Raw genomic sequence first — 19869 nt, 5'->3', positions numbered from 1 at the left:
CGGCTCATCTGCGGGCGGCCCCGGCCGTGACGGTCTCGGCCGGGGCGCCGTCCTGGGGGCGGAGGAACAGCAGGACGCTCGTGACGGCGATCCACAGGCCGCCGGCCATGAAGGCGAAGAACCCGGCCCAGGGGACGAAGACCAGCACCCCGATCACGACAGCGGCCCAGGCCAGCCAGCGGGGCAGGGGGCTGACCGCGGCGCGGACGGTGGCCAGGCCGGCGCCCAGCAGCATCACGCCCAGGCCGGCGACGAAGGGGATGAAGAAGTCCTCGTTGAGGGTGTTGAGGGCCTGGAGCGCCGGGCCGGACGCCGTCGGCTCGTCGGCGAGGTCCACCAGGGCCAGGGTGAGCGCGGAGCCGGTCAGGAAGCCGAGGGCGAGCAGCAGCCCGCCGCCCAGGACCACCCGGTGCAGCCAGCCGCCGCCGGCCGGGACGTCCCGGACGACATGGGCCAGGTGCGCGGCGAAGAAGACGAAGAAGACCGCCGCCAGCACCAGCAGGTACAGGCTCACGCCGGTCCGGACCTCGTGGTCCGCGTAGAACGCCCTGACCTCGGAGCCGGTGGCGTCGTAGCCGGGTGTGTCGCCGAGGAGCAGGAAGCCGACGAGGGTCAGGACGACGGCCACCAGTCCGGCCAGGGGTGCGATGCGCATGGGGACCTCCCGCCCGGCAGAGTCCGCCCCCCTTCCGCGTTCCACGCTTCCAGAGGTCTCCGTGCCCTGCCATCCGGGGACCTGGGGCCCGGAGGTCAGCTCCGGCGGCGTGCCGGGACGACGTTCCCCGCGGTTACCCGACCACGCGCCCGTTCAGCACCACCCGGCGCGGCGACGCCAGGACGCGTACGTCGGTGCGCGGGTCCTCGTCGTAGACGACCAGGTCGGCCGGGGCGCCCTCGTCCAGGCCGGGCCGGCCGAGCCAGGTGCGGGCGCGCCAGGTGCCCGCCGCCAGGGCCTCGACGGGCGGGATGCCGGCGGTGACCAGTTCGGCGACCTCGGCCGCCGCCAGGCCGTGGGCGAGGCCGCCGCCGGCGTCGGTGCCGACGAAGACGGGGATCCCGGCGTCGTAGGCGTTGCGGACGGTGTCGTAGCGGCGTTCGTGGAGCCGCCGCATATGGGCCGACCAGCGCGGGAACCTGCTCTCGCCGCCGTCGGCGAGCCGCGGGAAGGTCGCGATGTTGACCAGGGTCGGGACGATGGCGACGCCCCGCTCGGCGAACAGCGGGATCAGGTCCTCGGTCAGGCCCGTGGCGTGTTCGATGCAGTCGATGCCCGCCTCGACGAGGTCCTGGAGGGAGTCCTCGGCGAAGCAGTGCGCGGTGACCCGGGCGCCCAGCCGGTGCGCCTCGGCGATCGCCGCTTCCACCGCCCCGCGGGGCCAGCAGGCCGACAGGTCGCCGAGGTCGCGGTCGATCCAGTCGCCGACCAGCTTCACCCAGCCGTCGCCGCGCCGGGCCTCCTGGGCGACGTAGGCGACCAGGTCCTCGGGCTCGATCTCCCAGGCGTAGTTGCGGATGTAGCGGCGGGTGCGGGCGATGTGCCGGCCGGCGCGGATGATCTTCGGCAGGTCGTCGCGGTCGTCGACCCAGCGGGTGTCGGAGGGCGAGCCCGCGTCGCGGATCAGCAGCGTGCCCGCGTCCCGGTCGGTCAGCGCCTGCTTCTCGGCGACGTCCTGCGGGACCGCGCCGTGCCGGTCGAGCCCCACGTGGCAGTGCGCGTCGACGAGGCCGGGCAGGGCCCAGCCCTCGACGGTGCGGATGTCGCGGGCGCCGGCGGGACGGTCGTAGGAGACGCGGCCGTCGACCACCCACAGTTCGTCCCGGACGTCCTCGGGCCCGACGAGCACCCGTCCCCTCACGTGCAGCACCGCGTGATCGCTCATGTCACGCACCTTAGTGAGCCGACAGGCGCGGCCTGAAGGGGCCCGGTGTCCGCGGGCTCCGCCGCGCAGGGGGGCGATGACCGCCGGTTACCCTCGATGCCGTCGAACCTGTGAGTGAAGAGAGCATTGCCGTGACGCATCCGTTTCTGGACCTGGCCCCGCTCGGCGCGGACCGCTTCGCCGCGATCGAGGACCGTGTGGCGCGGCTGCTGAGCACCGAGCAGGACGTCGTGATCATGCAGGGCGAGGCGCTGCTGCCGCTGGAGGGCGCGATCCGCGCCACGGCCGGTCCGGGCACGACGGCGCTGAACGTCATCACGGGGCCGTACGGGCAGACCTTCGGCGACTGGCTGCGGGACTGCGGTGCCACGGTGGTCGACCTGGCGGTGCCCTTCCACACGGCGGTGACGGCCGAGCAGATCCGGCAGGCCTTCGCCGAGCACCCGGAGATCGACTTCGTGTCCCTGGTGCACGCGGAGGCGGCGACCGGCAACACCAACCCGGTGGCGGAGATCGGCGAGGTGGTGCGGGCGCACGGGGCGCTGTTCTACCTGGACGCGGTGGCGTCGATCGGCGCCGAGCCGGTGCTGCCGGACGCGTGGGGCGTGGACCTGTGCGTGATCGGGGCGCAGAAGGCGATGGGCGGTCCGGCCGGGGTGTCGGCGGTGTCGGTGAGCGAGCGGGCCTGGGCCCGGATGGCGGCGAACCCGAAGGCGCCGCGCCGGTCGTATCTGTCGCTCCTCGACTGGAAGGAGCGGTGGATCGACGGCGGCCGCAGGGCGCTGCTGCACGCGCCCGCGCAGCTGGAGATGCTGGCGCTGGAGGCGTGTGTGGAGCGGATCGAGGCGGTGGGTCTCGACGCGGTGATGGCGCGGCACGCCTCCGCCGCCGCGGCCGCGCGGGCCGGGGCGGTCGCGCTCGGGGGCGGTCTTGAGCCGTTTGTGGAAGAGGCCCGGGACGCGGCGCCGGTCGCCACGACGCTGCGGGCGCCGGCCGGGGTGGTGGCGTCGGAGCTGGTGGCGCGGGCGCTGGAGGCGGATCCGGCGGTGCCGGTCGCCGCCGGCGGGGGTGCGTTGGCCAAGGAGATGATCCGGGTCAACCACTACGGGGCCGATGCGACGCCGGGGGCCGTGCGGGCCAGTCTCGCGGCGCTGGGGGTCGCGCTCTCCGAGAAGGGGCTGTCGGTGGATGTGGAGGGGGCACTGCGAGCCGCCGAGGCAGCGTGGCGGTAGCCGCCGCGGCTGGATGACGCCGGTCGGCGAAGGGAAGCACACGGCGACGCCTCTGACCCGTGCCATGCTCCCCGCATGACCACCGACACGCCTTCCGACACCGCCGCCCTCCCCGACGGCCGCCCGGTCCCCCGCCTCACCGGCGACGAGCGGGCCATGCTCGAGAGCTGGCTCGACTTCCACCGGGCCACGCTGGGGCTGAAGTGTGCCGGGCTGGACGACGCGCAGGTGCGGACCCCGTCGGCCCCGCCGTCGTCGCTGACGCTGCTCGGGCTGGTGCAGCATCTCGCCGAGGTCGAGCGGAACTGGTTCCAGCGGGTGGCCGGCGGCCTCGACGTGCCGCCCGTGTTCGACGACGAGAGCGGCTACGCGCTGGATCCCGGCCGGGGGCTCGACGAGGCGCTCGGGATCTGGCGGCGGGAGATCGCCCGGGGGCGGGAGCTGTGCGCCGGGCTGCCGCTGGAGCACGTCGGGCGGGTCGCCGGGGGGCCGGTGCCCGGGATGGAGGTCAGTCTGCGCTGGGTGCTCATTCACATGATCGAGGAGTACGCGCGGCACAACGGTCACGCCGATCTCCTGCGGGAACGTATCGACGGAGTGACCGGTGTCTGAATTCCAGGTGCTTTCCGGACTGTCCCATATGTAAGCTGGCACACAATTAGGAATTCTTTCAAGAACAGCTTCCCGTATTCTTCTGCCCGCTTTTCTCCGTCCTAAACGCGCAGATTTTGAGGACACTCGGCGGGGTAATTCGGGGGGATCTCGTGGGGGTTACACGGCTGTGACGCGTTACACACTGTGACCATTTTGCCCGGTATTACCCGGACAAGATCGGGCATTTCTCCGCCGCCCCACCTTCACCCTCGCGCCCGCGCGATAACACAGACCACGCTCATACGTAACCCCAACCGGCGATGCAATTTTGAATTTCGCTGGGTAAGTTCAATTCGCATGACTGCCGTACAAGCAGATCCGCAAATCGACCGCCCCACGGTGGCTGACGGAGCCGCACTGTGGCGGATGGCGAAGGACTCGAAGGTTCTCGACCTGAACTCGTCCTACAGCTATCTGCTGTGGTGCCGCGACTTCGCGGCCACGTCGGCCGTAGCGCGTGACGAGCACGGCGAGCCGATGGGCTTCATCACCGGGTACGTGCGGCCGGACAGCCCGCGCACCCTGCTGGTCTGGCAGGTGGCGGTGGACGAGGCCCACCGCGGGCGCGGGCTGGCAGCCGCGCTGCTCGACGGTCTGGTCGCGCGGACCGTCGCCGAGCGCGGGGTGACGACGGTGGAGACCACCATCACTCCGGGCAACACCGCCTCGGAGCGCCTGTTCACGTCCTTCGCCGAGCGTCACGGCGCCCGGCTGGAGCGCGAGGTGCTGTTCGACACGGGCCTGTTCCCCGACGGGCCGCACGACCCCGAGGTCCTGTACCGCATCGGCCCGCTGCCCCACTGAGACTTCCCCCCCGACTCCCCGCAGACTTCGCAGACTTCCCCCACGTACCGAGGAGCGATTCGTCGTGACCATCACCCAGCCCGACCTGAGTGTCTTCGAGACCCTTGAGTCCGAAGTGCGCAGCTACTGCCGCGGCTGGCCCACCGTCTTCGACCGTGCGGTGGGCAGCCGCATGTACGACGAGGACGGCCATGAGTACCTCGACTTCTTCGCCGGAGCGGGGTCACTGAACTACGGGCACAACAACCCCGTCCTGAAACGCGCGCTGATCGACTACCTGGAGCGGGACGGCGTCACGCACGGGCTCGACATGTCGACCACCGCCAAGCGCACGTTCCTGGAGACCTTCCAGAACCTGCTGCTGCGCCCGCGTGACCTGCCGTACAAGGTCATGTTCCCGGGCCCGACCGGCACCAACGCCGTGGAGTCCGCGCTGAAGCTGGCGCGCAAGGTGAAGGGGCGCGAGGCGATCGTGTCCTTCACCAACGCCTTCCACGGCATGTCGCTGGGCTCGCTGGCCGTGACCGGCAACGCCTTCAAGCGGGCCGGCGCCGGCATCCCGCTGGTGCACGGCACGCCGATGCCGTTCGACAACTACTTCGACGGCCAGGTCCCGGACTTCCTGTGGTTCGAGCGGATCCTGGAGGACCAGGGCTCCGGCCTGAACAAGCCGGCCGCCGTGATCGTCGAGACCGTGCAGGGCGAGGGCGGCATCAACGTGGCCCGGCCCGAGTGGCTGCGCGCCCTGGCCGAGCTGTGCGAGCGGCAGGACATGCTGCTGATCGTCGACGACATCCAGATGGGCTGCGGCCGTACCGGCGCGTTCTTCTCCTTCGAGGAGGCCGGCATCACGCCGGACATCGTCACCGTCTCCAAGTCGATCAGCGGCTACGGCCTGCCCATGTCGCTCTGCCTGTTCAAGCCCGAGCTCGACGTCTGGGAGCCCGGCGAGCACAACGGCACCTTCCGCGGCAACAACCCCGCCTTCGTCACGGCCGCCGCGGCCCTGGAGACGTACTGGGCGGACGGCTCCGCGATGGAGAAGCAGACCCGCAAGCGCGGCGAGCAGGTCGAGCAGGCGCTGATCTCCATCACGGAGGAGAACCTGGCCGACGTGAAGGAGTACCGGGGCCGCGGCCTGGTGTGGGGCATGGAGTTCCACGACAAGGCCCGCGCGAGCAAGATCGCCAAGCGCGCCTTCGAACTCGGGCTGCTCATCGAGACGTCCGGCCCGGAGAGCGAGGTCGTGAAGCTGCTCCCCGCCCTCACCATCACGCCCGAGGAACTGGACGAGGGGCTGACCACGCTGGCCCGCGCCGTCCGCGAGACCGCCTGACCGACCGACCGGCACCACCCATCTAGGAGGCATCGCAGCACCGTGATTGTCCGTTCGTTCAAGGAGATCGAAGGCACCGACCGGCACGTGAAGGCCGCGTCCGGCACGTGGGAGAGCAAACGCATCGTCCTCGCCAAGGAGAAGGTGGGCTTCTCCCTGCACGAGACGGTCCTGTACGCGGGTACGGAGACGTCGATGTGGTACGCGAACCACGTCGAGGCCGTCGTCTGCGTGGAGGGCGAGGCCGAGCTGACCGACCACGAGACCGGGCAGAAGTACACCATCACGCCCGGCACCATGTACCTCCTGGACGGGCACGAGAGGCACACGCTGCGGGTCAAGCAGGACTTCCGCTGCCTCTGCGTGTTCAACCCGCCCGTGACCGGACGGGAGGACCACGACGAGAACGGCGTATACCCGCTGCTCACCGAGGAGGTGTGACGTTTCCATGACGACCATCACCGACACCACCACCGGTCTCCCCGACCTCTATCCCAGTCGCGGCGCCACCGAGGTGCTGACCCCGCGTCAGGATCCGGTCGTCTGGGGCGCGCCGGACGCGCCCGGCCCGATCGATCCGGCCGACCTGCTGTCCTACGAGCGCGACGGCTTCCTCGCCATCGACCAGCTCATCACGGACGACGAGGTCGCCGTCTACCGCAACGAGCTGAACCGGCTGGTGAACGACCCGGACATCCGTGCCGACGAGCGGTCGATCGTCGAGCCGATGTCCAAGGAGATCCGCTCGGTCTTCGAGGTGCACAAGATCAGCGAGGTGTTCGCCGAGCTGGTGCGCGACGAGCGGGTCGTCGGCCGGGCCCGGCAGATCCTCGGCTCGGACGTGTACGTCCACCAGTCGCGGATCAACGTCAAGCCGGGCTTCGGGGCGAGTGGCTTCTACTGGCACTCGGACTTCGAGACGTGGCACGCCGAGGACGGTCTGCCGCGGATGCGCACGGTGTCGGTCTCGATCGCGCTGACCGAGAACTACGACACCAACGGCGGGCTCATGATCATGCCGGGGTCGCACAAGACGTTCCTCGGGTGCGCGGGGGCCACGCCGAAGGACAACTACAAGAAGTCGCTGCAGATGCAGGACGCGGGCACGCCGTCCGACGAGGCGCTGACCCAGCTGGCCTCGCAGCACGGCATCAAGTTGTTCACGGGCCGGGCCGGTTCGGCGACCTGGTTCGACTGCAACTGCATGCACGGCTCCGGCGACAACATCACGCCGTTCCCGCGCAGCAACGTGTTCATCGTGTTCAACAGCGTGGAGAACCCGGCGGTGGAACCGTTCGCGGCGCCGGTGCGGCGACCGGAGTTCATCGGGGCGCGGGACTTCACGCCGGTGCGGTGACCGTTCTCGCCGGTGAAGTGACCGTGTGACACAGCTGCCGGGTGGGGCCTCCTCGTGTGGGACGGGAGGCCCCACCCGGTTGTGTCATGCGGCCAGGACGTCCAGCAGTCGGTCCACGTCCGCCGCCGTGTTGTAGAGGTGGAACGCGGCCCGCAGATTCCCCGCCCGGTCGGACACCTGGATGCCCGCCCGGCTCAGCTCCCCCTGCCGGTGGCCGAGCCCCGGCACGGACACGATCGCCGAGCCCGGCGAGGGGACCGGCTCGTGGCCCAGCTCGGCGAGCCCGGCGCGGAAGCGGTCCGCGAGGGCGACGTCGTGGGCGTGCACGGCGTCGACGCCGATCTCCTCGATCAGCTCCAGGGAGGCGCGCAGCCCCGCGTAGGTGAAGAGGGACGGGCTGATGTCGAACCGCCGTGCAGAATGGGCGAGTTGCTCGACGGGGCCGTAACAGCTGTCCCAGGGGAGTTCACCGGCGGCCCACCCGGCGAGCAGCGGTGTGAGCCCGCCGAAGTCCTGCGGGGCGACGAAGAACGCGGCCCCGTGCGGCCCGAGCAGCCACTTGAAGCCGACGGCGGCGAGGAAGTCGTCCGCGTCGGCCTCCATCGGCAGCCAGCCGGCCGATTGGGAGGCGTCGACGTAGGTGCGGGCACCGTGCGCCCGGGCGGCCGCGCGCACCGCGGGCAGGTCGGCGAGCCGGCCGTCGGCGGACTGGGCGGTGCTGACCGCGACGAGCGCGGTGCCGGGCCGGACGGACTCGGCGAGCCGCTCCAGGGGCACGGCGCGCACCTTGAGGTCGCCGCGCACGTGGAACGGGTTCACCAGCGAGGCGAAGTCGCCCTCCACCGTGAGGACTTCGGCTCCGGCGGGCAGCGAGGCGGCGATCAGCCCGCCGTACTCGGCGACCGAGGCCCCGGTCGCGACGCGCTCGGCCGGCACGCCGGCCAGCCGGGCGAAGGAGGCGCGGACGGTCTCCACGTTCTCGTACAGGGGACCGAGGGGCGTGCCGTCGGCGCGCATCCGCACCGCCTGCTCGAGGGCGGTGACGGTACGGGCGGGCAGGAGCCCGTTGCTCGCGGTGTTGAGGTAGGTGTGCTTCGGGGCGAACTCGGCACGGACGAGGTTCTCGAAGGTCTCCATGGGACCACTCTGCGGCCCCGGGATCCCCCCGTCCATTGCCGATTTCTGCGTGATGTCGCTAAGGAGCGCTTATACGTACGCCCCGAGCTGGGCGTTTCAGCGCTGGGGCACCGCGCAGCCGTCCGGCCCGCAGGCGTCGGCGCCGTCGGCGCCGTCTGCGCTGTCGACGATCGTCAGGGACGCGCGCTCGCCGTACGCCTGGATCAGGGCCTGGGTGAAGACCTCGGCGGGCTGGGCGCCGGAGACGCCGTACTTGCGGTCGAGAACGAAGAACGGCACACCGCTCGCACCGAGCCGCGCGGCCTCGCGCTCGTCGGCGCGTACGTCGTCGGCGTAGGCGCCGGGGTCGGCGAGCACCGCACGGACGGCCTCCGCCTCCAGCCCGGCGGCCACGGCCAGCTCCACCAGGCGCTCATCATCATTGAAAACGGAGCGCTCCTCGGCGAAGTTGGCCCGGTACAGCAGGTCGAGCAGCCGCTCCTGACGGCCCTGCTCCTTGGCGAAGTGGAGCAGGCGGTGCATGTCGAAGGTGCTGCCGTGGTCACGGCCGCGGGTGCGGTAGTCGAGCCCCTCGGCGGCGGCCTGGGCGCCCAGGTTGTCCTCACCGGCCTCGGCCTGCGCGGCGCTCATCCCGTACTTCTTGGTGAGCATCGTGATCACGGGCTGGATGTCGTCCTTGGCACGGCCCGGGTCCAACTCGAAGGAGCGGTGCACCACCTCGACCTCGTCGCGGTGCGGGAAGTCCCGCAGCGCCTTCTCGAAGCGGGCTTTGCCCACGTAGCACCAGGGGCAGGCGATGTCGCTCCAGATCTCGACGCGCATGTGTCCGGCTCTCTCCAGGTCGTACGGAGACGGAGACTCCCTCCGCCGGGTGCATGAACGTTCAAGCAGCGCGGTTCATTCCCCCGGCACCGTGAAGCGCAGCCGGAGGTGATGATCGTCCGGGCGGGCCGGATGCTCCGGGTCGGGCACCCAGCCCTGCCGGGCGTAGAAGCCCCGCGCCCGCTCGTTGCCCGCGTGCACGGCGAGCACGGCCGCCCGGACACCGTCGACGCGCCACTCCTCCACGCAGGCGGTGTGCAGATCCGTACCGATGCCGGACCGCCACCGGTCCGGGTCGACGTGGAACTGGAACAGCTCCACGACGCCCGCCGGGCCCCCCTCCGGCCTGCGGAAGGAGGCGATTGCGGCCATGCGGCCGTCGCGCACCGCGCACAGCACCCGCCCGTCGGGCCGCGCGATCGCCTCCCGCCACCGGGCCCGCCAGTCGGCCCCGTCGTCCGGGAAGCCGTCCGGGTAGTAGGTGGCCCGGGCCCGCCGGTGCAGCGCGGCGACCTCCTCGGCCTCGGCGGGCAGCACGGTCCGGATCACCAGGGAGGCGACGGGGCGGTTCATTTCGATCATGCCGCGGAGGACGTGCCCGGCGGCGGCGCGGTTCCCGGTCGGCTGTGCCGGGGGTTCAGCTGCCGTCCCGCAGGTCCTTCGGCCAGTGCGGCCTGAACTCGATGTGGTCGTACGTCACCACGCAGCCTTCCCCCATCGGCGACTGGGTCATGAAGCCGACGAGGGCCGCGCCCGTCTCCTCTTCGTCGCCGAGGGTGAAGAGGCGGACGAAGGTCCAGCGTTCGCCGTCGCGGGAGGCGTGGAAGGCGAAGGCGCGGCCGGTGCGGCTCACCCGGAGCCAGACGGAACTGCCGTCGACGGTGAAGGAGTTGGCGTCGTCGGAGTGGCCCCGGGTGACGACCGTGCAGACGGTGGGCACGTCCGGGGAGTACTCCAGGCAGAGTTTCGCCCAGGCCCGCTCCCCCACGTGGACGTAGAGCACCCCGGCGTCGAAGGCCGCGCCGAACCCGACCGTGACCTTGGCGATCAGCTGGAAGTCCCCTTCGGGCGCCCCCAGCAGCCGCGGCGCGTCGGAGGCGGGGTCCAGCCCCTCATCGGTCGGCGGAACGAACCGATCCTGCCGCGCCCCGGCCCACCCGGTCAGCACCCCACCCTCATAGGACCACTGCGCCTCGGGCCCGTAAGTGCGCAGGGGGAACGGAAGTTCGGGAAGTTCGAGATCCATTCGACTCAGTCTTCCAGGTCCGACCCTCAGGGGCGCGGGGAACTGCGCGACAAGCCACAACGAACCGGCAGCCCGCAATCCACCCGCACCCCTACGGCGCTAACGCTCCAGCTGCCCGTTGAACCTACGAGGCAGCCCCAACGGGTTCTCATCCCGCAGCTCCGCCGGAAGCAGCGCCTCCGGAGCGTTCTGATAAACAACCGGCCGCAGCCACCGCTCGATCGCCGTACCACCCACCGACGTGGACGTCGACGTCGTAGCCGGGTACGGCCCCCCGTGATGCTGCGCCGGCGCGACGGCAACACCCGTCGGCCACCCGTTCACCAGCACACGCCCGGCCAGCGGCGTCAGCTCCTGCAGCAGCTCCGCGCCACGGCCCTCACCCGCCGCCTCCTCCTCGGACAGCTGCACCGTCGCCGTGAGGTTGCCCGGCAGCCGCGACAGCACGGCCTTCACCTCGGCCTCGTCCTCGTAGCGGGCCACCACGGTGACCGGCCCGAAGCACTCCTCCAGGAGCAGGTCGTGCTCGCCCTCCTGGGCCAGCCTGCTCGCCGGGACGGTGAGGAAGCCCGCGCTGACGGTGTGCTCGCCGCCCGCGCCCGGCGTGACCGGCGAGTCGACGTCGGGCAGCTGGGCGCGCTCGGCGACACCGGCGACGAAGTTGTCGCGCATGCGGTGGTCGAGCAGGACCCCGGCGTCGGTGTCGCTGACGGCGTCGGTCAGGGACTTGAGCAGCGCGTCACCGGCGGCGCCGGACGGCGCGAGGACCAGGCCCGGCTTCACGCAGAACTGGCCGACGCCCAGCGTCATCGAACCGGCGAGGCCGGTGCCGATCGCCTCGGCGCGCTCGGCGGCCGCGGCCTCGGTGACGACGACCGGGTTCAGGGAGCCCAGCTCGCCGTGGAAGGGGATCGGCACGGGGCGGGCGGCCGCCGCGTCGAACAGGGCCCGGCCGCCGCGGATGGAACCGGTGAAGCCGGCCGCCGCGACCAGCGGGTGCTTGATCAGCTCGACACCGGCCTCGAAGCCGTGGACCAGGCCGACGACACCCTCGGGGATGTCGTGTCGGGCGGCGGCCCGGCGCAGCACCTTGGCGACGTACTCGGACAGCGCCGGGTGGTCCGGGTGGGCCTTGACGACGACGGGGCAGCCGGCCGCGAGGGCGCTCGCGGTGTCGCCGCCGGCGACCGAGAAGGCGAAGGGGAAGTTCGACGCCGAGTAGACGGCGACGACGCCCAGCGGCACCTTGTAGCGGCGCAGGTCCGGGATGGGCGGGGTCGCGGTGTCGTCGGGGTGGTTGATGACGACGTCGAGGAAGGCGCCCTCGTCGACGATGTCGGCGAAGGCCCGCAGCTGGTAGCAGGTGCGGGCGAGCTCGCCGGTCAGCCGGACCGGGCCGAGCGCGGTCTCGGCGTCGGCGGTCTCGACGAGTCCGTCCTTGGCCGCCTGAAGCTCCTCGGCGGCGCTGCGCAGGAAGGCCGCGCGGACCGTGCGGTCGGCGAGTGCGCCGCGCACCTCGTGCGCGGCGCGGACGGCGGCGTCCACCTCCTGGGCTGTGGCCTCCACCGCAACCTGTTCACGCTGCTTCCCGGTTCGGGGGTCGACACTCCAGACTGGTGCTGCTGCCACCGCGGGTCCCTCCACACATGTAATGCCGCAGTACTGGGTTATCCACCAGGGGCGTTCGATATACTGAACGCTGTCTCTGATGATGAATATGCTGTGGAGACTATTTCCCGTCGAACGAAGGGGTCAAGGGCGATGTCGGCTGGCGAGACGGGCGGCGGGGCACAGGTCAAGTCCGCGGTAAGAACGGTTGAACTGCTCGAGTACTTCGCCGGGCGCCCCGGTATGCACTCCCTGGCGTCGGTCCAGGAGGCCGTCGGGTACCCCAAGTCCAGTCTCTACATGCTGCTGCGCACGCTCGTCGAGCTGGGATGGGTGGAGACGGACGCGACGGGCACGCGGTACGGCATCGGGGTGCGGGCCCTGCTGGTCGGCACGTCGTACATCGACGGCGACGAGGTCGTCGCGGCGGCCCGGCCGACGCTGGACCGGCTCTCGGACGACACCACGGAGACGATCCACCTGGCCCGCCTGGACGGCACGAACGTCGTCTACCTGGCCACCCGCCAGTCGCAGCACTACCTGCGCCCGTTCACCCGGGTCGGCCGCCGCCTGCCCGCGCACTCCACCTCCCTCGGCAAGGCGCTGCTGAGCACGTACTCCGACGAGCAGGTCCGCAAGATGCTCCCGGAGACGCTGCCCGCGCTGACCGAGAACACGATCACCGACCGCGAGAAGCTCATCGAGGAGCTGCACCAGGTCCGGGAGCAGGGCTTCGCCGTGGACCGCGAGGAGAACACCCTGGGGCTGCGCTGCTTCGGCGTGGCCATCCCGTACCGCACGCCGGCGCGGGACGCGATCAGCTGCTCGGTGCCGGTGGCGCGGCTGACGCCGGCGCACGAACAGCTGGTGAAGGACGCGCTGTTCGACGCGCGGGACCGGCTGACACTGGCCACCCGTAGGCTCTGAGGCATGAACATCGAGCTGCGCCAGGTCCACGACAGCGATCTGCCGGTCTTCTTCCGGCAGATGAACGACCCCGAAGCTCTCCACATGGCGGCCTTCACCGCCAAGGACCCCGCCGACCGGGACGCCTTCGACGCCCACTGGGCGAAGATCCGGGCCTCGTCCGCCGTGGTGCGGACCGTCCTGGCCGACGGCGACGTGGTCGGCAGCGCGGCGGTGTACGGGGAGCCGGGCGAACGCGAGGTGACGTACTGGGTCGACCGCGCCTACTGGGGGAAGGGCATCGCCACGGCGGCCCTGCGGGCGCTGCTGGCCGAGGTGCCCGAGCGCCCGCTGTACGCCCGGGCGGCTTCGGACAACGCGGGGTCACTGCGGGTGCTGGAGAAGTGCGGGTTCCGTGCCGTGGCCGCGGCCCGGGGCTACGCGCAGGCCCGGGGAGCCGAGATCGACGAGACGGTGCTGATCCTGGACGGCAGCTGATCCTGGAGAGCTGCTGATCCCGGAGGGCTGCTGATCCCGGACGGCTGCTGATCCCGGACGGCTGCTGATCCCGGACGGCTGCTGATCCCGGACGGCTGCTGATCCCGGACGGCTGCTGATCCCGGAGGGCTGAGCCGCCCTCCCCCGTCCGGCGGAGGCGGATCGTCGCCCCGCAGGAGGTGCGGTCGGGCTCCCCCGCGCGAGCCTGATCGCATGACTCAGTCGATCGCTCCCCGCCCCGCCGTCGGTCTCGGCCGCCCCCGGCGGCTCCTGCGCGCCGTCGCCGTCCTCTCCTGTGTGCCGTACCTCGCTCTCAAGGGCGCCTGGGTGGCCGGGAGCCGCGTCGGCATCCCCGAGGGGAGCGCGCTGCTCGACGACCGCCTCGGCATGGCCGTGATCAACAGCCTCTCCGTCCTGGTGGACAGCGCGGTGATCGTGCTGGCGCTGGTGCTGACCCGGCCGTGGGGGCTGCGGGTGCCCGCGTGGCTGTTGGCGTTCCCCGTGTGGGTGGCCACCGGGCTGCTCGCGCCGATCATGGCCGGGTTCCCGGCGCAGCTGGTCGTGAAGGCGTTCGGCGCGGGAGAGTCCCCGGGGCGGGAGGCCTTCCTGGACGAGTGGGTGTTCGCCGTCGTGTACTCGGGGTTCATCCTGCAAGGGCTCGCCCTCGGCGGCCTCTTCGTGCTCTACGCCCGCGACCGCTGGGGGTACCTGTGGCGCGGCCGGGTGAGGGAGCTGCCCGTCGGTGCCGTCGGTCCGGCGCACCGGGCCCTCGCCGTCGCGGCGGCCGTGCTCGCCCTGCCGCCCCTCACCCTGCACGTCCTGTGGGCCGGCGGCGGCACCGCCGGTCTCAGCGAGGGCCGGGCGGCGGACCGGGGCGGTGACTTCTACGTCCTGGAGGCTGTGTACGTGCTCTTCCTGCTCGCGGCCGTCACCGGCGGCCTCCTGCTGGCCTTCCGGCGCGGCCGGGCCCTGCCCGTGGCGGTGCCGCTCGGTCTCGCCTGGGTCGGCTCCGGTGCCGTGGCCTGCTGGGGCGGCTGGCTGTCGCTGGCCTCCCTCGGCGGCGTGGAGGACATCGCCGACCGGCCTACGCCGCTGATGAGCCTCGCCTACGCTGGGCAGATGCTCGTCGGCCTCCTCGTCGCCGCCATCGGCGTCTACTACTTCGCCGAGCGCTCGGCCAGGGCCGCACGGCGGGCCGCGTGAGGCAGGCCGCCCGGCTCCTGTTCGGGCGGCGGGCCCGCCTGCGCTGGGTGCATCTGATCCTCGGCGGCGCGCTCGCCATGCCGTACGTCCTGGTCGGCTCGGTGATCATCAGCCCGTTCACCGGCTCCACGGACGTCTTCGGCTCCCTGCCCCTCCAGCTCGGCTCGTTCGGCGTGGGCCTGCCGATCGCCGCCGTCACCTCCCTGTTCCCGCTCACCCGGCCGCTGGAGGCCGCCGCCGTGCGCTGGCTGTGCGGCGTCGACGCGGACCGGCTCGCCTTCGGACCGGCCCGGACGCGGCGCGAGAAGGGCCGTACGGCGGCCTGGTTCACGCTGCATCTCGGGGTCGGCGGGATCATCGCGGGGATGTCGCTGGCCCTGCCGCCGTTCGCCGCCGTGCTGATCCTGCTGCCCCTCCTCTCGGGGCTCCGCGACGGCCGGCTGGGGCTGCCCGAAGTATGGGAACAGACCTGGGTGTTGGCACTCGCCCCGGTCGCGGGCGCGGTGTCGCTCGCCGCCCTCGCCGGCTGCGCGGCCGGCTGCGGTGCGCTGCTGGCCCGCTGGGCGCCGGCGCTGCTCGGCCCGTCGCCCGAGGACCGGCTCGCCGCCGCCGAGGCCCACGCCGCCGACCTCGCCGTACGCAACCGGCTGGCGCGGGAGCTGCACGACTCCGTCGGCCACGCGCTGAGCGCCGTCACCCTCCAGGCGAGTGCGGCGCGCCGGGTCCTCGACTCCGACCCGGAGTTCGTCCGGGAGGCGCTGGCCGCGATCGAGGACACGACCCGGCGTACCGTCGGTGAACTCGACGCCGTCCTGGGCGTGTTGCGCGAGGGCGACGCCCCCGGCACGGCCCCGGCGCCCACCCTCGCCGCCGACCTCGACGGCCTGCTGCGTCGGACCCGGGCCGGCGGCGCCCGCGTGTCCGCCACGGTCGACGCCGACCCCGAAACCATGCCCCCGCTGCTGTCCCGCGAGGCCTACCGCATCGTGCAGGAAGGGCTGAGCAACGCCCTCAAGCACGCCGGTGAGCGGGTCGCCGTGGACGTGCGGATCGTCCGGGCGGGCGGGGATCTGGAGATCACCGTGGAGAATCCGGTGACCGGCCCCGCACCCTCCCGCCCCGGCGGCGGCCACGGGCTGCGCGGCATCGCGGACCGGGTCAGGCTGCTGGGCGGGACCGTGACGGCCGGCCCTGCCGACCGGACCTGGCGGCTGCACGTACGCCTGCCGATCAAGGGACCCGCACCCGGCGGGCCCGCATGAAAGGACGCGCATGACCCGCCCGACCCCGATCCGTGTCGTCCTCGCCGACGACGAGCGCATGGTGCGCACCGCGCTGCGCGCCATCCTCTCCGCCGAGCCGGACCTGGAGGTGGTGGGCGAGGCGGCCACCGGTGCCGAGGCCGTGTCGGTCGTCCGGGACCTGCGGCCGGACGTCGTCCTCATGGACGTCCGGATGCCGGAGGTCGACGGCATCCGCGCCACCGAGCGGATCCTCGCCACGCTGGACGAGCCGCCCCGGATCGTCGTCGTGACGACGTTCGAGAACGACTCCTACGTGTACGACGCGCTGCGCGCCGGAGCCGCCGGGTTCCTGCTGAAGCGGGCGGACGCCGACGCGCTGGTGCAGGCGGTCCGGTTGGTGGCGCGCAGCGACAGCCTGCTGTTCCCGGCGGCCGTGCGCACGCTCGCGACCGAGCACGCCCGCGCGCGCCCGGCGCCGCCCGCCTGGGTGGCGAAGCTCACGGGACGCGAGCGGGAGGTGCTGCAGCAGATGGCGCAGGGGCTGACCAACGCGGAGATCGCCCGCCGCATGGAGGTCGGTCCCGCCACGGTGAAGTCGCACGTGGCGGCGGTGCTGGCCAAGACGGGCACCCGGGACCGCACGCAGGCGGTCATCGCGGCGTACGAAGCGGGCTTTCTTAACGGCGGATGAGAAAACCGGACGTGCGGGAACGATCCGCCCGGCCTCGCTCGTCCTCCTGTTCGGGATGAACAAGACGATCAGGCGCGCATCGGTCTTCGCGCTGCTGCTGGTGTTGGCCCTGCTGGTCAGGGCGACCTGGGTGCAGTTCTACGAGGGCCAGGCGCTCGCAGACGACAAGGACAACCGGCGGAACGCCATCGAGACGTACTCGGCGCCGCTCGGGAACATCATCGTGGCCGGCCGGTCGATCACCGGCTCGGCGCCGACGAAGAACAGCGACCTCAAGTACAAGCGCACGTACACGGACGGCCCGCTGTACGCGGCGGTGACGGGTTACGCGTCGCAGGCGTACGCGCCGACCCAGCTGGAGGGCATCTACACCGACCTCCTCAACGGCACGGACAGCCGGCTGAAGTCCGTGATGGACACCATCACCAACCAGCGGGCCGAGCCGGGCAACGTGGTCACGACCATCGACCCGGGCGTGCAGAAGGCGGCGTACGACGCGCTCGGCGACAAGAAGGGCGGGGCCGTCGCCATCGACCCGAAGACCGGGAAGATCCTGGCCGTCGTGTCGACCCCGTCGTACGACCCGTCGTCGCTGACGGACGCCAACACGGCGGGGGCTGCCTGGAAGAAGCTCACCTCCGATCCGGAGAAGCCGCTGGTCAACCGCGCGCTGCGGCAGCCGCTGCCGCCCGGCTCCACGTTCAAGCTGGTGGTGGCGGCGGCCGCGCTGGAGGACGGGCTGTACTCGTCGGTGGACGAGAAGACGGTCAGCCCGGACCCGTACACGCTGCCGGGCACGACCCGCGACCTGACGAACGAGAACCCGAACGCGCCCTGCACGAACGCCACGATCCGCACGGCGCTGGAGTACTCGTGCAACAACGTCTTCGCCAAGATGGCCGTCCAGCTGGGCCAGGACAAGGTGAAGGCGATGGCCGAGAAGTTCGGCTTCAACGACGACAGGCTGGACGTGCCGGTCCGGGCCTACACCAGCGTGTACCCGTCGGACATGTACCCGTCGCAGACGGCCCTGACGGGCATCGGCCAGTTCGATGTCACCGCGACCCCGCTGCAGATGGCCATGGTGTCGGCGGCCATAGCCAACGGCGGCAAGCTGGTCTCGCCGCATATGGTTTCGCAGATCACCAACAGCGGCGGTGATGTGTTGCAGGACTACGACGACGAGGCGGGCACGAAGGAGATCCTCTCCTCCTCGACCGCCGAGCAGCTCCAGTCGGCGATGCGTACGGTCGTGGAGCAGGGCACGGGCACGAACGCCCAGGTCCCGGGCGCGACCGTGGGCGGCAAGACGGGTACGGCCCAGCACGGCGAGAACAACAGCCAGGTGCCGTACGCCTGGTTCACCTCGTACGGCAAGTCCGACTCGTCGGGCAAGGAGGTCGCCGTCGCGGTGGTCGTGGAGCAGTCGAACGCGGCCCGCTCGGAGGTCAGCGGCAACGGCCTGGCGGCGCCGGTCGCCAAGGCGATGATGGAAGCCGCGCTGAAGGACTGAACCCCAGCCGCCCCAGAGGCGTCTGTACAGATGGGCCGCCCCCTTCCCCCCGGGGGCGGCCCTTCGCCGTTACTTGGCTCCGAGGAGCTGCTCGATCGGGTCGATCGCGAAGTACACCAGGAACAGCGCCGAGGTGGCCCACAGCAGCCAGTGCACTTCCCTGGCCTTGCCGAGCACGGCCTTGATGGCGACGTAGGCCAGGAAGCCGGCACCGATGCCGTTGGTGATGGAGTAGGTGAACGGCATCACGGCGATGGTGAGGAACGCGGGGATGGCGATGTCGTAGCGGTCCCAGTCGATGTGCTTGACCTGGGTCATCATCAGGAAGCCGACGGCGACCAGGGCCGGGGCGGCCGCCTGGAGCGGGACGATGGTGAGCAGCGGGGTCAGGAACAGCGCGAGGGCAAACAGGCCGCCGGTGACGAGGTTGGAGAAGCCGGTGCGCGAGCCCTCGCCGACGCCGGCCGCCGACTCGATGTAGGAGGTGGCGGAGGAGGCCGAGGCCGCGCCGCCCGCGACGGCCGCGGCACCGTCGATCAGCAGCACCCGCCCGAGGTTCGGGACCTTGCCCTCCTCGTCGAGCAGGCCCGCCTCGGCGCTGACGCCGACGACCGTGCCCATGGTGTCGAAGAAGTCGGACAGGATCAGGGTGAAGACCAGCAGGACGACGGTGATGACCCCGACGCCGGGGGCGCTGAAGGCGCCGAACAGGTCGAAGCCGCCGAGGAGCCCGAAGTCGGGGGCGTCGACGAGCTTGTCGGGCCAGGAGGGTGTGGTCAGGCCCCAGCTCTTGATGTCCGCCATGGAGTTGATCACTATGGCCAGCGCGGTCATGGTGACGATGCTGATCAGGATGGCGCCCTTGACCTGGCGGGCGAGCAGTCCGATCGTCAGCAGCACGCCGAGGCAGAAGACCAGCATCGGCCAGCCGGTGAGGGTGCCGGTGCCGCCCAGCTGAACGGGGACGGTGGTGTTCGCGGCGTCCGGGATGCGGCTGACGAACCCGGCGTCGACGAAGCCGATGAAGGCGATGAACAGGCCGATGCCGACGCTGATCGCCTGCTTGAGCGGCTGGGGTATGGCGTGCATGACGGCCTCGCGCAGGCCGGTCACCACCAGCACGCAGATCAGCAGGCCTTCGAGGACGATCAGGCCCATCGCGTCGTCCCAGCTCATCAGCGGGGCGATCTGGAAGGCGACCACGGCGTTCAGGCCGAGCCCGGCGGCGAGCGCGAGGGGCAGGTTCCCGGCCACGCCCATGATGATCGTCATGACCGCGGCCACCAGGGCGGTGGCGGTGGTGAGCTGGACGGCGTCCAGCTGGTGCCCGAACTTGTCCTTGGCGCTGCCCAGGATGATGGGATTCAGGACAAGGATGTAGGCCATCGTGAAGAACGTGGCGAAGCCGCCGCGGATCTCACGGCCGAAGGTGGACCCCCGCTCGGAGATCTTGAAGAACCGGTCGACGCTGTTCACCGCGGGTGGTGCGGCGTCGGGCCGGTCGGCCACCTTCTGCGATTCGGACATGGCTGGTGCTCCTCGGTGCCTGGGTGATCGGTGTGCGGATGCTGGCTGGATTGTTCCTGCGTTGAACCACGTTCAGGTTTTCTTCGTGTTACGGAATCAGAGTCCGGCCCGCTATACGCCGTTCGAAGCTCCGTACGAACCATCCTGAGAACGCTGCTACGCTTCCCGATCTCGTCCGGACCTCCCCCGGATGATCACATGTCATCTACAT

20 protein-coding genes are annotated in these 19869 nt (G+C 71.5%); 12 read left to right on the top strand and 8 right to left on the bottom strand.

What is annotated here, in order from left to right; genetic code table 11:
* Positions 1 to 4: 4 nt before the first annotated feature.
* Together IE255_RS06995 and IE255_RS06990 are read right to left on the bottom strand one after the other, a co-directional pair.
* The gene (locus tag IE255_RS06995; RefSeq protein WP_190049218.1) at positions 5 to 655 is read right to left on the bottom strand and encodes a hypothetical protein; all 651 of its coding nucleotides are present in this window, start codon (positions 653 to 655) and stop codon (positions 5 to 7) included.
* A gap of 133 nt (positions 656 to 788) precedes the next feature.
* Positions 789 to 1880 carry an amidohydrolase family protein gene (locus IE255_RS06990; RefSeq protein WP_190049217.1) on the bottom strand — a complete coding sequence of 364 codons (1092 nt, stop codon included), beginning with the start codon at positions 1878 to 1880 and terminating at the stop codon, positions 789 to 791.
* 131 nt (positions 1881 to 2011) lie between these two features.
* Here IE255_RS06990 and IE255_RS06985 point away from each other — a divergent pair, with 131 nt between their 5' ends.
* The 6 genes from IE255_RS06985 (at position 2012) to thpD (ending at position 7263) form a co-directional block, all read left to right on the top strand.
* The gene (locus tag IE255_RS06985; protein ID WP_190049216.1) at positions 2012 to 3112 is read left to right on the top strand and encodes a pyridoxal-phosphate-dependent aminotransferase family protein; all 1101 of its coding nucleotides are present in this window, start codon (positions 2012 to 2014) and stop codon (positions 3110 to 3112) included.
* A 75-nt stretch (positions 3113 to 3187) separates the two neighbouring features.
* Positions 3188 to 3724 carry a DinB family protein gene (locus IE255_RS06980; RefSeq protein WP_190049215.1) on the top strand — a complete coding sequence of 179 codons (537 nt, stop codon included), beginning with the start codon at positions 3188 to 3190 and terminating at the stop codon, positions 3722 to 3724.
* A gap of 339 nt (positions 3725 to 4063) precedes the next feature.
* The gene (gene ectA, locus IE255_RS06975) at positions 4064 to 4570 is read left to right on the top strand and encodes a diaminobutyrate acetyltransferase (RefSeq protein WP_190049214.1); all 507 of its coding nucleotides are present in this window, start codon (positions 4064 to 4066) and stop codon (positions 4568 to 4570) included.
* A 64-nt stretch (positions 4571 to 4634) separates the two neighbouring features.
* Positions 4635 to 5906, top strand: a complete 1272-nt coding sequence (ectB, locus tag IE255_RS06970; protein ID WP_190049213.1) for a diaminobutyrate--2-oxoglutarate transaminase — start codon at positions 4635 to 4637, stop codon at positions 5904 to 5906.
* A 42-nt stretch (positions 5907 to 5948) separates the two neighbouring features.
* Positions 5949 to 6347 carry an ectoine synthase gene (locus tag IE255_RS06965; protein WP_190049212.1) on the top strand — a complete coding sequence of 133 codons (399 nt, stop codon included), beginning with the start codon at positions 5949 to 5951 and terminating at the stop codon, positions 6345 to 6347.
* A gap of 16 nt (positions 6348 to 6363) precedes the next feature.
* Positions 6364 to 7263 carry an ectoine hydroxylase gene (thpD, locus tag IE255_RS06960; protein ID WP_190049368.1) on the top strand — a complete coding sequence of 300 codons (900 nt, stop codon included), beginning with the start codon at positions 6364 to 6366 and terminating at the stop codon, positions 7261 to 7263.
* A gap of 84 nt (positions 7264 to 7347) precedes the next feature.
* On the opposite strand, the gene IE255_RS06955 is transcribed toward thpD, so the two are convergent.
* The 5 genes from IE255_RS06955 to IE255_RS06935 all read right to left on the bottom strand — a co-directional run bounded on the left by IE255_RS06955 (position 7348) and on the right by IE255_RS06935 (position 12097).
* A complete protein-coding gene (locus IE255_RS06955; protein ID WP_190049211.1) occupies positions 7348 to 8400 on the bottom strand; it encodes an aminotransferase class V-fold PLP-dependent enzyme in 1053 nt (350 codons plus the stop codon).
* A gap of 96 nt (positions 8401 to 8496) precedes the next feature.
* A complete protein-coding gene (locus tag IE255_RS06950) occupies positions 8497 to 9222 on the bottom strand; it encodes a DsbA family oxidoreductase (protein WP_190049210.1) in 726 nt (241 codons plus the stop codon).
* Positions 9223 to 9297: 75 nt separating this feature from the next.
* Positions 9298 to 9804: a GNAT family N-acetyltransferase gene (locus IE255_RS06945; protein WP_190049209.1), complete on the bottom strand. Its 507-nt coding sequence runs from the start codon at positions 9802 to 9804 to the stop codon at positions 9298 to 9300.
* Positions 9805 to 9859: 55 nt separating this feature from the next.
* Positions 9860 to 10468 (bottom strand): DUF1349 domain-containing protein, encoded by a 609-nt coding sequence (locus tag IE255_RS06940; protein WP_190049208.1) that lies wholly within the window; start codon positions 10466 to 10468, stop codon positions 9860 to 9862.
* 99 nt (positions 10469 to 10567) lie between these two features.
* Positions 10568 to 12097 (bottom strand): aldehyde dehydrogenase (NADP(+)), encoded by a 1530-nt coding sequence (locus IE255_RS06935; RefSeq protein WP_190049207.1) that lies wholly within the window; start codon positions 12095 to 12097, stop codon positions 10568 to 10570.
* A 132-nt stretch (positions 12098 to 12229) separates the two neighbouring features.
* Between IE255_RS06935 and IE255_RS06930 the strand changes: the two genes are divergently transcribed.
* From IE255_RS06930 to IE255_RS06905, 6 genes are all read left to right on the top strand, one after another.
* Positions 12230 to 13003 carry an IclR family transcriptional regulator gene (locus IE255_RS06930; protein WP_031117296.1) on the top strand — a complete coding sequence of 258 codons (774 nt, stop codon included), beginning with the start codon at positions 12230 to 12232 and terminating at the stop codon, positions 13001 to 13003.
* 3 nt (positions 13004 to 13006) lie between these two features.
* Positions 13007 to 13480, top strand: a complete 474-nt coding sequence (locus tag IE255_RS06925; RefSeq protein ID WP_190049206.1) for a GNAT family N-acetyltransferase — start codon at positions 13007 to 13009, stop codon at positions 13478 to 13480.
* A gap of 213 nt (positions 13481 to 13693) precedes the next feature.
* Complete coding sequence (locus IE255_RS06920; RefSeq protein WP_190049205.1) at positions 13694 to 14683, top strand: hypothetical protein; 990 nt, start codon at positions 13694 to 13696, stop codon at positions 14681 to 14683.
* Positions 14680 to 15945, top strand: coding sequence for a sensor histidine kinase (locus IE255_RS06915; protein ID WP_190049204.1), 1266 nt, complete (start codon positions 14680 to 14682; stop codon positions 15943 to 15945). Before IE255_RS06920 ends, IE255_RS06915 begins: the two co-directional genes overlap by 4 nt.
* 10 nt (positions 15946 to 15955) lie before the next feature.
* The gene (locus IE255_RS06910) at positions 15956 to 16618 is read left to right on the top strand and encodes a response regulator transcription factor (RefSeq protein ID WP_190049203.1); all 663 of its coding nucleotides are present in this window, start codon (positions 15956 to 15958) and stop codon (positions 16616 to 16618) included.
* 55 nt (positions 16619 to 16673) lie between these two features.
* Positions 16674 to 18131, top strand: coding sequence for a peptidoglycan D,D-transpeptidase FtsI family protein (locus tag IE255_RS06905; protein WP_190049202.1), 1458 nt, complete (start codon positions 16674 to 16676; stop codon positions 18129 to 18131).
* A gap of 69 nt (positions 18132 to 18200) precedes the next feature.
* On the opposite strand, the gene IE255_RS06900 is transcribed toward IE255_RS06905, so the two are convergent.
* Positions 18201 to 19658 carry an NCS2 family permease gene (locus tag IE255_RS06900; protein WP_190049201.1) on the bottom strand — a complete coding sequence of 486 codons (1458 nt, stop codon included), beginning with the start codon at positions 19656 to 19658 and terminating at the stop codon, positions 18201 to 18203.
* Between the last annotated feature and the right edge of the window lie 211 nt (positions 19659 to 19869).

This window comes from Streptomyces lomondensis, assembly GCF_014651035.1.
GTDB lineage: Bacteria > Actinomycetota > Actinomycetes > Streptomycetales > Streptomycetaceae > Streptomyces > Streptomyces lomondensis.
Note: the sequence above shows the minus strand (reverse complement) of the source record. Positions and strands in the feature narration are given on the sequence as shown.

What these genes read in the sequence shown, in the direction of transcription:
- IE255_RS06945 (WP_190049209.1), bottom strand. Translation starts at nt 9,804, where the DNA reads ATGATCGAAATGAACCGCCCCGTCGCCTCCCTGGTGATCCGGACCGTG.
- IE255_RS06995 (WP_190049218.1), bottom strand. Translation starts at nt 655, where the DNA reads ATGCGCATCGCACCCCTGGCCGGACTGGTGGCCGTCGTCCTGACCCTC.
- IE255_RS06930 (WP_031117296.1), top strand. Translation starts at nt 12,230, where the DNA reads ATGTCGGCTGGCGAGACGGGCGGCGGGGCACAGGTCAAGTCCGCGGTA.
- IE255_RS06940 (WP_190049208.1), bottom strand. Translation starts at nt 10,468, where the DNA reads ATGGATCTCGAACTTCCCGAACTTCCGTTCCCCCTGCGCACTTACGGG.
- IE255_RS06955 (WP_190049211.1), bottom strand. Translation starts at nt 8,400, where the DNA reads ATGGAGACCTTCGAGAACCTCGTCCGTGCCGAGTTCGCCCCGAAGCAC.
- IE255_RS06900 (WP_190049201.1), bottom strand. Translation starts at nt 19,658, where the DNA reads ATGTCCGAATCGCAGAAGGTGGCCGACCGGCCCGACGCCGCACCACCC.
- IE255_RS06920 (WP_190049205.1), top strand. Translation starts at nt 13,694, where the DNA reads ATGACTCAGTCGATCGCTCCCCGCCCCGCCGTCGGTCTCGGCCGCCCC.
- IE255_RS06950 (WP_190049210.1), bottom strand. Translation starts at nt 9,222, where the DNA reads ATGCGCGTCGAGATCTGGAGCGACATCGCCTGCCCCTGGTGCTACGTG.
- IE255_RS06905 (WP_190049202.1), top strand. Translation starts at nt 16,674, where the DNA reads ATGAACAAGACGATCAGGCGCGCATCGGTCTTCGCGCTGCTGCTGGTG.
- ectA (WP_190049214.1), top strand. Translation starts at nt 4,064, where the DNA reads ATGACTGCCGTACAAGCAGATCCGCAAATCGACCGCCCCACGGTGGCT.
- IE255_RS06990 (WP_190049217.1), bottom strand. Translation starts at nt 1,880, where the DNA reads ATGAGCGATCACGCGGTGCTGCACGTGAGGGGACGGGTGCTCGTCGGG.
- IE255_RS06980 (WP_190049215.1), top strand. Translation starts at nt 3,188, where the DNA reads ATGACCACCGACACGCCTTCCGACACCGCCGCCCTCCCCGACGGCCGC.
- IE255_RS06910 (WP_190049203.1), top strand. Translation starts at nt 15,956, where the DNA reads ATGACCCGCCCGACCCCGATCCGTGTCGTCCTCGCCGACGACGAGCGC.
- IE255_RS06925 (WP_190049206.1), top strand. Translation starts at nt 13,007, where the DNA reads ATGAACATCGAGCTGCGCCAGGTCCACGACAGCGATCTGCCGGTCTTC.